The organism is Gloeocapsa sp. PCC 7428, from assembly GCF_000317555.1.
Classification (GTDB): Bacteria; Cyanobacteriota; Cyanobacteriia; order Cyanobacteriales; family Chroococcidiopsidaceae; genus Chroogloeocystis.
The window spans coordinates 1,350,991-1,363,555 of sequence record NC_019745.1 but is presented as its reverse complement, the minus strand read 5'-3'; the positions used below and the strand labels follow the sequence as shown (position 1 = coordinate 1,363,555).

At 44.7% G+C, this 12,565-nt stretch carries 11 protein-coding genes; 7 read left to right on the top strand and 4 right to left on the bottom strand.

The window, feature by feature from the left end; genetic code table 11:
* The first annotated feature begins 112 nt into the window (after nucleotides 1-112).
* Nucleotides 113-973, top strand: a complete 861-nt coding sequence (locus tag GLO7428_RS06095) for a response regulator transcription factor (RefSeq protein ID WP_231295555.1) — start codon at nucleotides 113-115, stop codon at nucleotides 971-973.
* Between the two features lie 34 nt (nucleotides 974-1,007).
* On the opposite strand, the gene GLO7428_RS06090 is transcribed toward GLO7428_RS06095, so the two are convergent.
* Both GLO7428_RS06090 and cbiT read right to left on the bottom strand, forming a co-directional pair.
* Nucleotides 1,008-1,877, bottom strand: coding sequence for a phosphatidate cytidylyltransferase (locus GLO7428_RS06090; RefSeq protein ID WP_015187690.1), 870 nt, complete (start codon nucleotides 1,875-1,877; stop codon nucleotides 1,008-1,010).
* A 78-nt stretch (nucleotides 1,878-1,955) separates the two neighbouring features.
* The gene (gene cbiT, locus GLO7428_RS06085) at nucleotides 1,956-2,558 is read right to left on the bottom strand and encodes a precorrin-6Y C5,15-methyltransferase subunit CbiT (protein WP_015187689.1); all 603 of its coding nucleotides are present in this window, start codon (nucleotides 2,556-2,558) and stop codon (nucleotides 1,956-1,958) included.
* 72 nt (nucleotides 2,559-2,630) lie between these two features.
* On the opposite strand from cbiT, the gene GLO7428_RS06080 reads away from it, so the two are divergent.
* On the top strand, nucleotides 2,631-4,019 hold the full coding sequence (locus GLO7428_RS06080) for a serine/threonine-protein kinase (protein ID WP_015187688.1): 1,389 nt from the start codon (nucleotides 2,631-2,633) through the stop codon (nucleotides 4,017-4,019).
* A 67-nt stretch (nucleotides 4,020-4,086) separates the two neighbouring features.
* A complete protein-coding gene (tatA, locus tag GLO7428_RS06075; RefSeq protein WP_015187687.1) occupies nucleotides 4,087-4,263 on the top strand; it encodes a twin-arginine translocase TatA/TatE family subunit in 177 nt (58 codons plus the stop codon).
* Between the two features lie 102 nt (nucleotides 4,264-4,365).
* Here tatA and cphA read toward each other — a convergent pair whose 3' ends face one another.
* Nucleotides 4,366-7,062, bottom strand: a complete 2,697-nt coding sequence (cphA, locus tag GLO7428_RS06070; protein WP_015187686.1) for a cyanophycin synthetase — start codon at nucleotides 7,060-7,062, stop codon at nucleotides 4,366-4,368.
* 184 nt (nucleotides 7,063-7,246) lie between these two features.
* Nucleotides 7,247-8,107 carry a cyanophycinase gene (locus tag GLO7428_RS06065; RefSeq protein WP_015187685.1) on the bottom strand — a complete coding sequence of 287 codons (861 nt, stop codon included), beginning with the start codon at nucleotides 8,105-8,107 and terminating at the stop codon, nucleotides 7,247-7,249.
* A 360-nt stretch (nucleotides 8,108-8,467) separates the two neighbouring features.
* On the opposite strand from GLO7428_RS06065, the gene trmD reads away from it, so the two are divergent.
* The 4 genes from trmD to GLO7428_RS06040 all read left to right on the top strand — a co-directional run bounded on the left by trmD (nucleotide 8,468) and on the right by GLO7428_RS06040 (nucleotide 12,504).
* Nucleotides 8,468-9,172 carry a tRNA (guanosine(37)-N1)-methyltransferase TrmD gene (trmD, locus tag GLO7428_RS06055; RefSeq protein ID WP_015187684.1) on the top strand — a complete coding sequence of 235 codons (705 nt, stop codon included), beginning with the start codon at nucleotides 8,468-8,470 and terminating at the stop codon, nucleotides 9,170-9,172.
* Nucleotides 9,173-9,305: 133 nt separating this feature from the next.
* Nucleotides 9,306-9,785 carry a 2-C-methyl-D-erythritol 2,4-cyclodiphosphate synthase gene (gene ispF / locus GLO7428_RS06050; RefSeq protein ID WP_041918940.1) on the top strand — a complete coding sequence of 160 codons (480 nt, stop codon included), beginning with the start codon at nucleotides 9,306-9,308 and terminating at the stop codon, nucleotides 9,783-9,785.
* Nucleotides 9,786-9,843: 58 nt separating this feature from the next.
* Nucleotides 9,844-10,725, top strand: coding sequence for an SMP-30/gluconolactonase/LRE family protein (locus GLO7428_RS06045; RefSeq protein WP_015187682.1), 882 nt, complete (start codon nucleotides 9,844-9,846; stop codon nucleotides 10,723-10,725).
* A 3-nt stretch (nucleotides 10,726-10,728) separates the two neighbouring features.
* Nucleotides 10,729-12,504, top strand: coding sequence for an ABC transporter substrate-binding protein (locus tag GLO7428_RS06040; protein ID WP_015187681.1), 1,776 nt, complete (start codon nucleotides 10,729-10,731; stop codon nucleotides 12,502-12,504).
* Nucleotides 12,505-12,565 lie beyond the last annotated feature (61 nt).

Below are 12,565 nucleotides of genomic sequence, written 5' to 3'. Positions count from 1 at the left end.
GGCTATAGTTAAAATAAGCATGATATTTTGTTTATCATTTATTATGCAAAGTATTGCTATGCCAATTTAACATCTAGAAAATCAACCGACCAAGTATTTATTCACTTAGCTTTTGAAAATAAGTCAGATGAGGGAGCTTAGAAAGAGCAAGATTTTGGTAATTGAAAATGAGCCTCAAACACTTTCTTTGCTTGTAGAATGTTTAGAAGATCAGGGATTTGACCCAATTGGTGCCAACACTGGTTTGCTTGGGATTCAGCAGGCACAACAAAACCCCGACTCAATTATCTGTGATATTTCATTACCAGACCGCTCCGGTTACGATATTTTGGAGGCTTTGCGTCAAGATTCAGTCACAGCCGTTATTCCTTTCATTTTCTTGACGGGTAAAGTTAGTTATGCAGACATTCGTAGAGGTATGGAATTGGGGGCGGATGATTATTTAATCAAGCCATGTTTGTTAAAAGATTTAGTGCGAGCTATCAACATTCAATTGGAAAAACGTGCTAAATTGCAAAGCTTGTATGCAGCGCGAAACCAAGTTATTGTCAGCCAGCCACCGGCAAAAAACAAACAACTTACAATCACTCACTCACTTTTTCCATCAGGGACAAAGTGGAATGAAGTTTTCGAGTTTATCGAGTCTAACTATCATAAACAAATTACACTGAGTGAAGTAGCAAAAGCGGTTGGCTATTCACCTGCTTATTTAACCAATTTAATTGCTCAAGATACGGGCAACAGCGTACACAACTGGATTATTAAAAGAAGGATGTTAGCAGCGTCTTCTTTGTTAACAGAAACAAAACTATCAGTAAGTCAAATTGCTGACGCGGTGGGTTATCAAGATGCAAGTTATTTCTGTCAGCAGTTTCGTCAATACTATGGAATGTCACCAAAAGCGTGGAGGAACAATAAGAAAACCGCTCCCGCGAATGAATTGCTAAGCGACTCAATACTCTGCGCAAGTTGAAACTGCTTGTGAATATTGAAATATTGAAACCGAACTAGCTTCTAAGTAAAGGTAATATCAAGGTTGCAAAGTAATAAACTAATGGTGCAGTAAACACATAGCTATCTGCACGGTCTAAAATCCCACCATGACCAGGAATTAACTGTCCGGAGTCTTTAACTCCCGCATCGCGTTTCATCATCGATTCGGTTAAGTCTCCGAGTAAGCTGGCGATACCAATTAGTAGCCCTAAAATTAACCCAGTTATCGCCCAAAAAGACCATTGCAAATACCAAGCACCCGCGACCGCAACCGCAACACTCGCAGCCACGCCAAAAATCGCGCCTTCAACAGTTTTCTTGGGGCTAATATCCGAAAGTCGCGTGCGACCAAATAATCGACCAATGGTATACGCACCAATATCCGCTGCCCAAATACAGAAAAATGCCAGCAGGGTAAAAATTAAACCTTCGGGTAAAGCGCGAAAATCAACCGACGTTTCGGGTACATAACCTGCTAAAGGAATATTAGCAGTTGTTGCACTACCAAGCGATCGCAACCGTACCCAGTAACTTGGCAAATATCCACCATAAAATAAACCTAAAATTGATGTGGAAATATCAGCGATAGTCGCAAGTTTTGGTTGAAATAATAGATAAAAACAAATAAATGTTCCGGCTACAGGCATGACAGCATCTGCTAGTGTCGATGAAACTGTAGCAATAACAAGTAAAGCTTGACTAACTACCAAAGTTGTTTTTGCAGCAGGAGCAATTCCCTTCGCGCGGACAAGTTGGAAGTATTCCAACTGCCCTAAATAGACAATAACAGCAAACATAATCGTAAAATACCACCCTCCCAAAATACTACCGGTGAGGGCGATCGCGATCGCAATGATTCCACTAACAATCCGAGACCAGGGCATACATGAGGGGTGAGGGGTGAGGGGTGAGGGGTGAGGGATTTCCCCACATTTTATGCAATAACCTTTAAATAATTGGCTTTAGTCTAACTTTTCACCACTCAGAATAAAAATGGGATCGACAGCGGCAAAAGTCTGGGAAAAACCCCGCGTCTCCAAACGGTTGACAGCAGATTGAACAACTTCGACATTGCGAGCGTGTAACTCTGCAAAGCTCTGAGATACAGCATACAGACTTTCTAGATTACTTGCAGTAGCAACAACTCTACCTTGAGGTAATAAGTAGCGCCAGACTTCTTGCATAATTGTTTTAATCGAACGACCGCCTTCGATACACACGCGATGGGGAGGTTTGGGCAAACTTGATAAACATTCTGGGGCGCTACCTTCTACAACTTCGACATTCTTCACTTCAAAGCGATCGCAGTTACGACGAATTAAATTGGCAACTTCAACGTCGCGTTCCACCGCAACAATCTGTCCGTGAGGACACAACAACCCGACTTCGACAGGAATTGTGCCAGTTCCTGCACCAATATCCCATAAAACGGTATCAGGTTGAATCCGTAGCTGCGCTATGAGCAATAATCGAATGTCGCGTTTGCTGAGGGGAATTCCTGGTAAGCGTTCAAATAACTCGTCAGGAATTCCAGGAGTAAGATAAGGCCACAATTGTGAAGGCATAGGAAAAAGATACCATTGCGATCGCTTATAGTCCAAAGCTATAAAGGCTGGTAGAAGCTCAAAACAGCATTCATGGTTAATCAGATATTAGGGAATCGCTACGAAGTACAGCAACAACTGGCAAAAAAATCTGGACGCCGGACGTTATTAGCGCGCGATTTGACAACTCAAGAGTTTGTTGTCGTGAAGTTACTGTCGTTTAGTCATGATTTTGAATGGGACGATTTGAAACTGTTTCAGCGCGAAGCAGAAATTTTAAAGACCGTTACCCATCCGGCAATTCCCCGTTACTTAGATTATTTTGAGCTTGATGCATCGCATTTTAAAGGATTTGCGCTCGTACAAACGTATCTTCCGGCAAAATCTTTAGAGGAACATCTCAAAGCAGGGGTAATATTTAGCGAATCTGATGTCAAGCAAATTGCCACAGAACTTTTAGAGATTCTGATTTACCTCCACGGGCATCAACCACCCGTTATTCATCGCGATATTAAGCCAAGTAACATTTTATTGACAAGTTCAGAAAATCGTGTAGATGTTTATCTTGTTGATTTCGGTTCAGTACAAACGCTTGCCGCCCGCGAAGGTGGCACGATGACAATTGTTGGTACGTATGGTTATATGCCGCCAGAGCAATTTGGCGATCGCGCAGTTCCTGCATCGGATCTTTACAGCCTAGGTGCTACTTTGATCGCATTAGCCACAGGTACGCATCCGGCTGATTTACCATACCGCGACGGACGAATTCAATTTGAGCAAGCAACAACGCTGAGCGCTGGCTTTAAGCGGTGGTTAAAACGCATGACCGAACCTAGCCTAGATCGTCGCTTCGCCTCAGCTAAACAGGCTTTACACGCACTTGAGCAGCCAATAATCAACGACACAGCTTTAACAATTAGTCAGCCATTCAATAGTAAAGTCTTACTTCACAAGAATACAAACGTTTTAGAAATTACCTTACCGCCAAAAGGATTTAGCCCTGAAATCATTGGTTTAACGCTGTTTGCCGTTGCCTGGAATTCTTTTATCGTCGTGTGGACGGGTTTTGCGGTTCTTGTAGCCCCTTTCCCTGTGAATCTATTTTTTACGTTGTTTTCCCTACCGTTTTGGGGTGCAGGCGCAGGAATGGTGTGGCAAATTGTCTCTAACTTATTTCGCCGCGTTCGCTTGCGAATCGATCAACAACACATTTCGCTCAGTCACGAAATATTTGGCTGGCGGTATCGTCGTCCGCGTGTCGCCCCGATGCAGCGTATTACGAAATTAGAACGGACATCAAAGTTTGTCAGTATCTTTAACAAAAGTGAGCGCGATCGCGTTGAAATTAAGCCACAAATCAATATCTGGGTAGGAACGCAAAAATATGAACTCGGCGCGCATGGTTTACTGACCGAACCAGAAATTGATTGGCTAGCGCGCGAACTCAGCGAATGGTTAGAGTTACCAGTGACAAAAGAGTAGGTGTAATATACAAACAAACGCTCACTTCCTATCTATATTTAGTTAGGAAGGTTTCCAGGAGGCAGGTATGTTCGGTTTAGGATGGGCAGAGGTAGGTGTGATTGCGATCGCTGCAATCTTAATTTTTGGTCCTAAGAAGATTCCAGAAATGGGAAGTGCCTTGGGTAAAACCTTGCGTGGTTTTAAAGAAGAGTTGAAAGGCGCGCAAGATGAGGATTTAGAGCAAGACCAGAAAGATTCTTGATATAGCAGGGGTCAGAGATCAGTGGACAGTGAACAGTGAAGAGAGTGTGGGAGGACTTTGTCAACTGTCAACTGTCAACTATTAGGGGATTTAGGGGACTTCTTAGAACTGATTAGCAACTGAAGACTGAACGCTAATTTGCGTGTCATTGGTTGTCGTGGACTCATTAAGCTGCTGAATTTCATCTTTGATGGGGCGACGCGCTTCGATTAAGCTAATAGCACGGCTCACACTCTCAGGTAGAATCACAACTAAACTACCTTCAGAAGCACTATCTAATCCTTTATTAATCGCCGTTGTTTCGTCCAAAATGGACTCATAAGGACAATCAGGTTTGACTTGCATTATCCCTTTAAGAATAAGTTCAGCAGCCGAACCACGCGATCGCCCACGAGTATCATCGTCTTCTTTGATGATAATGCGGTCGAAGATGCCTGCGGAGAGTTTACCAAGCGTTATAAAGTCTTCGTCGCGGCGATCGCCAGGACCACCAACAACACCAATTCTTTCGCCAGGCCAATTGCGGATAAAACCGCCAAGGGCTTCGTAGCTGTGCGGATTGTGCGCGTAGTCGATCAGCGCATGGTAGCGACCTAAATTAAATAAATTCATCCGCCCTGGCGTTTGATTGACCGAGGCTTTGAATGTATTTAACCCTGCGCGAATTTGCTCGATCGAGACTCCCTGGACAAATGCGGCTAAGCTTGCGGCTAACGCATTCGCAATCATAAACGGTGCTTTGCCTGCCATTGTGAGGGGAACATTCACCGCTTGTTCGATGCGTAGTGTCCAATCGCCTTTAAGAATTGATAAGTAGCCATTTTCATACACTGCTGCCAAACCGCCTTTTTGCGTATGCTGCTTGACAAGTTCGTTGTCAGGGTTCATTGTAAAGAAAGCTACTTGGGATTTGACGCGATCGCGCATCGCCGCAACGCGTGAGTCGTCAGCATTGAGTACCGCATAACCATTCGGTAACACTGCTTCTGCGACAACACTTTTAAGGTGTGCCATTTGGTCGATTGTATCAATATCACCTATACCTAAGTGATCCGCCGCGACGTTTAACACAACACCGACATTACTCGCATCAAACGCTAACCCAGAGCGTAAAATTCCGCCGCGTGCCGACTCTAACACCGCAACTTCTACAGTCGGGTCTTGTAGTATCAGTTGAGCGCTTTGCGGACCTGTGTTATCACCTGGTTCAACTAAATAATCGCCGATGTATGTACCATCGGTTGTTGTATAGCCAATCGTTTGACCAGTTTGTTTAAAAATATGCGCAAGTAATCGCGTTGTTGTTGTTTTGCCATTTGTACCCGTCACCGCCAAGATGGGGATGCGGCTGGGTTTTTCGGGTGGAAAGAGCATATCCAGCACAGCACCTGCAACATTACGTGGAATCCCCCGACTGGGGCTAACGTGCATTCTAAATCCAGGAGCCGCATTCACTTCGACAATCACGCCATCGACTTCGCGTAAAGGACGCGTGATATCTTGGGTAACAATATCAATTCCGGCAATATCTAAACCTATAATTTGAGCGACACGCTGCGCTAACCAGACGTTTTCGGGATGAATGTCATCAGTACGGTCTACCGCAATTCCACCGGTACTTAAGTTTGCTGTCGCGCGCAGATAGCAAATTTCATCTTGAGGGAGTACTGTATCGAGCGTGTATCCTTGTCTTTCTAGAAGTTGATAGCTTGTGCGATCAAGTTCGATGCGGGTTAAAACATTGTCGTGTCCTTCGCCGCGATTCGGGTCGCGATTCGTTTGGTCGATGAGTTCTTCAATTGTACTCACACCATCGCCAATAACGTGTGCTGGAACGCGTTCGGCAACCGCGACGACTTTGCCATCAACAACTAATACGCGATGATCGCGACCTGTATAAAACCGTTCGACAATCACTGAACGCGAAACATCTCTAGCTGCATCGTAAGCAGCTTCGGCTTCTTCCCAGTTGCGAATATCAATTGTAATCCCGCGACCGTGATTCCCGTCGAGGGGTTTAATGACAATAGGATATCCACCGACCTCTTCGATTGCCGTTTCGAGTTCATCAAAATAGCTGATCACTGTGCCTCTCGGAACGGGTACACCGGAGTTGGCAAGAATGCGTTTTGTTCCTTCTTTGTCGCAAGCAAGTTCTACGCCCAAAATTCCAGTTCGGGCTGTCATCGTTGCTTGAATGCGTTTTTGATGGACACCGTAGCCGAGTTGAATTAAAAAGCGCGTTCCCAAAGACATCCAAGGAATTCCTCGCGCTTCGGCTTCTTGGACGATCGCATCGGTACTTGGTCCTAAGGCTGCATCACGCTGTAATTCTCTAAGGTCTTCGAGGTCTTGCTCAAGCTCTTGGCGAAGATAATAGCCTTTATTAACAATACTTTGGCACAGTCGCACTGCTGCCCTAGCTGCATAACGTCCAGCTTGTTCTTCTTGGTACTCGAAAACAACTTGATAAACGCCAGGAGTTGCTGTTTCTCGTGTCCTGCCAAAGCCTGCGGGCATTCCGGCAAGTTCTTGTAGTTCTAGGGCGACGTGTTCCACGATATGCCCCATCATTGTACCTTCGCGCACGCGCATTAAAAAACCACCATGACAGCCAGGCGAACACAAATGTGATTCCAGACTTGGTAGTGCCGCGACTAATCCTTCGTAGAAACCTGATATTTCGTTCGAGGGTTTCTCTGCTAAATCTTCTAGATCTAATCGCATGACGATTAGTTTGTGCCGTCGAATACTCCAGTAGTTAGGACCGCGTAAAGTCTGGATTTTGAGGATTCTCATGTGCGCTCTTGAATTCGCATCCAATATTCTAGTTTCCACTTGGGCTTGAGCAGGAAACTGTTCTTAGTGAACAGTTTGTCAGCTATATTTTTAGAGGGGTCGGAGGTCTGAGGTCGGGGGTCAGGAAATTTAAAGCGTTTGTGCCTTATGTGACTTCCTTAATGATAGTTCTGTAGGAACCCAATTACTTTTGCAGATGACTGGTCGGTAAAATTTGCCGTTTGTGCAAGTGATAGCGATCGCCGTAGCTGAGAATATGTAACCGGAGATTATGTAAACTCAACGGTTCTGTCGCACTTACGTCGCTGTGATTCGTGTGCGTTAATTCACCAGGATCGATGACTGTCACCGTACCTTTACCCATGACTTGGAGAGTGCCATCGTTTTCTACCAACGCACAGGTATCTTCATCAATACCAATTCCTAGGCGGTCTGGATAACACGCGATCGCGCTAATTAAGCGTGCCATGCGGTTGCGGTTTTGAAAGTGCTGATCGACAATCAACTCAGGAATAATCCCTAAGCCGGTTCCCAGGTCAACCAACGAGCGATTCGGCGATTCACCGCTGCCACCACCGGCAATCATATAGTGTCCCATCACGGCGGCTCCAGCACTCGTTCCTGCGAGGGTTAATTCTTTGCGCTGGACGCGCTGGCGAATTGTCTCCATCGCGGGAGTATCAGCCAACACGCCGCACAAGCGCAATTGGTCTCCCCCCGTCCAAAAAACTCCGGTACAGGTTTCTAAGCACTTTTGGATGTCAGGATCTTCACATTGTTGGCGTTCGCGAATATCGAGTAACTCCACTTGCTTCGCCCCCATTTCTTCAAAGATACTCATGTATCTACTGCCAATAATGGCTGGTTCGCGCGAAGCCGAAGGAATAATCGCAATATGTGCATTCTGGGCACCAGCGCGTAAAAAAAATGTTTGTAAGATCTCTCGTCCGTGAACTTTGTCTTCAGCACCGCCTATAATTAATACGGCGGTTGTGGTAGCTTGGGGCTTTCTCATTCCTAGCAACTGAGCTTCTAATTGCGCCATTCTGTGTCTTCCTCTCTTCAGCTTCAGGGATAAACCCGACCGCAACTCAATATATTCAGATCGCGTGCGTGACCTGATTTTTTTGCTTAGCAGATTCCAGCGATTGCTCATTACCGCACCACAAGTACGAAACACTCTGATAAGCAACTTCTTTGCTGAGGATTGCTCCAAAGCCGAGCAATTTTTGACCCTGAATCTTCAATAATAATCCGCAAGATGTGAAAATATTTAAACATAATTTAAGCAATTAGAAAAACTTTTAGCTCAGACACAAGTCACAGGCACAGGCGAGATGCCTATGTTACTAGCTACTAGTCGCTAACCACTGCTTCAGATTAACTGTTTCGCTTTTGAATTATTGTGCGATTTGATATAGTTACTCTATTTCCCGATTTTTTTAGCTCTGCCCTACAATCAGGATTGTTAGGGAAAGCTTTAGCGCGACAAATTGCTACAGTCAATTTAATCAACCCCCGCGATTTTACGACAGATAAGCATCACAAAGTTGATGACGAACCTTATGGCGGTGGTGTGGGAATGCTGATGAAGCTGGAACCTATCTTTGCAGCGATTGAATCTTTACCCGCTTTACCGCGACGGGAAGTTATTCTCATGACTCCCCAAGGGCAAACGCTTAAGCAGCCTTTACTACAAGAATTAGCAACGAATTACGACCAATTAGTCGTTATCTGCGGTCATTATGAAGGCGTTGATGAGCGCGTACTGCACTTGGTAACGCGCGAGATTTCTTTAGGTGATTTTGTACTCACTGGAGGTGAAATTCCAGCGCTAGCGTTAATTAACGGCGTTACGCGGTTACTTCCTGGAACCGTTGGGAAAGTTGAATCGCTCAAAGCCGAAAGTTTTGAAGCAGGATTATTAGACTATCCCCAATATACGCGTCCGGCAAAGTTTCGGGAATGGAAAGTTCCTGATGTACTGCTTTCGGGAAACCATGAAAAAATAGCGCAGTGGCGATACGAACAACAAATTCAACGCACGCGCGATCGCCGCCCTGATTTATACGCTGAATGGTTAGAAAATACCAAATCGCAATCAGAATAGACAGGTAATGGGTAATCGGGTGAGAACTTAAATGCGATCGCTAAAGGTAATGGGTAATCGGCAACTGTCAATTACCAATTACCAATTACCAACTGCGGTATCGTTAACTAAAAGAGGGTTTTTTGTAACTGTGATGAACATTCGGATTGGGAATGGCTACGATATTCATCAACTCAGCTTTGATCGGCGTTTAATTTTGGGTGGTGTCGAAATTCCGCACGATCGCGGTTTACTCGGACATAGTGATGCTGATGTTCTTACCCACGCGATTATGGATGCGATGCTGGGTGCTTTGAGTTTAGGTGATATTGGGTTGTATTTTCCGCCAACTGATCCGCAGTGGAAAGGCGCGGATAGTTTAGTGTTACTCGCGAAGGTTAATTCGTTAATTCGCGATCGCGGTTGGCAAATTGGTAATATTGACTCGGTTGTTGTCGCGGAACGTCCGAAGTTAAAACCGCATATTCAACAAATGCGATCGCGGCTTGCAGAAGTTTTAGAAGTCCAACCCGAACAAATTGGCATCAAAGCAACAACAAACGAAAAATTGGGTCCCGTCGGTAGAGAAGAAGGCATCGCCGCGTATGCGGTAGCATTACTGCAACGAGGTTAGGTAATGGGTAATTGTTTTATTGAAATTACTAAAATGTAAACTGGGTGTAAAATCTGTTATGAATTCTATTGATGAATCGCCCAAAAATATTCTCACAGCTAGAGCAAGGCTAGGAGAAGGTCCAATTTGGCATTCACAAAAGCAGTTACTGTACTGGGTGGATATTTATAATCACCGAGTCCACGAGTTTAACCCTACAACAGGCGAACAAAAATTCTTTGATGTCGGTGAAGTTGTCGGTTGCCTTGCACCAGCAAAAACAAATCGCTTGATTATGGCGCTGCGCCATCGCTTGGCTTTTTTAGATACCAATAATGGTGATGTGACACCGATTATTGATGTGGAAACAGAAAAGCCATCGGATATTCGTCTGAATGATGGTAAATGCGATCCAGCAGGACGCTTTTGGTTTGGTTCCATGTCTACGAGTGGACCTACGGCGCGGTTATTTCGCTACGATCCTGATGGTTCGTTACACGTTCTTTTAACAGGGTTAACCGTGTCAAACGGACTTGGATGGAGTCCGGATCGCAAGACATTTTATTTAACTGATTCACCCACAAAAAAGATTTACGCCTTCGACTTTGATGTAGCAAGTGGCAATATCAGCAATCAGCGCGTATTTGCTGAAATCGATATTGATTCTGGCGTTCCTGATGGCTTAACCGTAGATCGCGACGGGTGCATTTGGTCGGCGATTTGGGATGGCTGGTGCATTGTCAAATTCGATCCTACGGGAAAAGAGATGGCGCGTATTTCTATGCCTGTGCAACGTCCTACGTGTTGTGTTTTTGGTAATCAAGATTTAGCAACACTTTATATTACAACTGCGTCAGTCGGTTTAAGCGAAGAAGAAATTCAAAAAAGCTTCTATTCAGGAGACTTATTTAGCCTCGCTACGAATATTTCGGGTATGCCTACTTACGAATTTGCAGGGTAAAGGATGAACGCTATAGTCAAAGGTATTTTACGTCGGTGGATTGCCGTTGGGTTGAGTTTTGTTTTGGCGATCGCGCTTGGGGGTTGTAATCCTGCTAATTTTGAAACAGTCGCCGCACAAGTTCCGCAAATTGTTGTTAGTGTTCTTAGCGATCCGAAAACTTTTAACTACGCGCTGAATCAAGAATCACCAAACATCTTTGGTTTAACGTACGATGGTTTAATTACAGAAAATCCACTGACAGGTGCAGTTGAACCAGCGTTAGCCGAATCGTGGGAAATCTCCGAGGATAACCTGAGAATTACCTTTACACTCCGCGAAGGACTAAGGTGGTCTGACGGCGAACCGCTCACCGCCGATGATGTAGAGTTTACCTATAATAGCATTTATCTTAATGAAGCAATTCCCACCGATACTAGAGATATCTTACGTATTGGTGAGAGTAGACAATTACCAAATGTTCGTCAACTTGATGCACGTCGAGTCGAATTTACAATTCCAGAACCGTTTGCGCCTTTTTTACGAAACACAGGTTTACCTATCTTACCTGCTCATGCTTTACGCGAAGCAGTCGAAACAAAAGATTCGCAGGGAAATCCTCGATTTTTAACAACGTGGGGAGTTGATACACCGCCGCAGCAAATTATTGTGAATGGTCCTTATCAACTTGAGGAGTATGTAACGAGTCAGCGTGTCGTATATCGACGTAACCCCTACTACTGGCGGCGCGATTCTCAAGGAAATCCACAACCGTATGTTGAACGGCTCATTTGGCAAATTGTAGAATCAACTGATACATCTTTGATTCAATTTCGTTCGCAAGGTTTAGATTCTGTCGCCGTTACACCTGAATACTTTTCACTGCTCAAACGCGAAGAAGATCGCGGCAGATTTACAATATACGAAGATGGTCCCGCACCTAGAACGAATTTTATCTCATTCAACCTTAATAAAGGTCGCAGAAACGGTCGTCCATTAGTCGATCCAGTCAAGTCGCGGTGGTTTAATTCTCCAGATTTCAGACGGGCGATCGCCTACGCAATTGATCGCCCACGGATGATTAATAACATCTTTCGCGGTTTGGGCGAATTGCAAAATTCACCAATTTCTGTACAAAGTCCTTATTACCTGTCACCAGAGGAAGGACTAAAAGTTTATGAATACGATCCCGATCGCGCTAGAGAATTACTTCGTCAAGCCGGATTTCAGTACAATAGTGCCGGTCAGTTGCTTGATGCTGATGGTAATCGCGTCCGCTTCTCATTAATTACAAACGCAGGTAATCGCATTCGAGAAGCAATGGGCGCACAAATTAAACAAGACCTTAGCCAAATTGGTATTCAGGTTGACTTTAATCCGATTGCTTTTAGCGTTTTAGTAGATCGCCTTTCAAATACGCTTGATTGGGATTGTCATTTATTAGGCTTTACGGGTGGCGTTGAACCTAACAGTGGCGCTAACATTTGGTCAGTTGACGGCGGTTTGCATAGTTTCAATCAAAAACCACTTCCAGGACAACCACCCCTTGAAGGGCGAGAAGTCGCTGATTGGGAACAGCAAATTTCCGATCTTTATGTAGATGCGGCGCGGGAGTTAGACGAGTCACGACGCAAAGCACTTTATGCAGAAACTCAGCAATTAACTCAAGAATATTTACCGTTTATTTATCTCGTGAATCCTTTATCAATGACAGCGGTACGCGATCGCATTCAAGGCGTGCAATATTCTGCATTGGGTGGTGCTTTCTGGAATATCTACGAACTTAGAATGGTAGATTAATGCGAATTTGGGCGATCGCCTGGCGAATAAATTCGCGGCTAAAAGACTAAGTCCACGAAGG

What these genes read in the sequence shown, in the direction of transcription:
- GLO7428_RS06090 (WP_015187690.1), bottom strand. Translation starts at nt 1,877, where the DNA reads ATGCCCTGGTCTCGGATTGTTAGTGGAATCATTGCGATCGCGATCGCC.
- cbiT (WP_015187689.1), bottom strand. Translation starts at nt 2,558, where the DNA reads ATGCCTTCACAATTGTGGCCTTATCTTACTCCTGGAATTCCTGACGAG.
- GLO7428_RS06080 (WP_015187688.1), top strand. Translation starts at nt 2,631, where the DNA reads ATGGTTAATCAGATATTAGGGAATCGCTACGAAGTACAGCAACAACTG.
- tatA (WP_015187687.1), top strand. Translation starts at nt 4,087, where the DNA reads ATGTTCGGTTTAGGATGGGCAGAGGTAGGTGTGATTGCGATCGCTGCA.
- cphA (WP_015187686.1), bottom strand. Translation starts at nt 7,062, where the DNA reads ATGAGAATCCTCAAAATCCAGACTTTACGCGGTCCTAACTACTGGAGT.
- GLO7428_RS06065 (WP_015187685.1), bottom strand. Translation starts at nt 8,107, where the DNA reads ATGGCGCAATTAGAAGCTCAGTTGCTAGGAATGAGAAAGCCCCAAGCT.
- ispF (WP_041918940.1), top strand. Translation starts at nt 9,306, where the DNA reads ATGAACATTCGGATTGGGAATGGCTACGATATTCATCAACTCAGCTTT.
- GLO7428_RS06045 (WP_015187682.1), top strand. Translation starts at nt 9,844, where the DNA reads ATGAATTCTATTGATGAATCGCCCAAAAATATTCTCACAGCTAGAGCA.
- GLO7428_RS06040 (WP_015187681.1), top strand. Translation starts at nt 10,729, where the DNA reads ATGAACGCTATAGTCAAAGGTATTTTACGTCGGTGGATTGCCGTTGGG.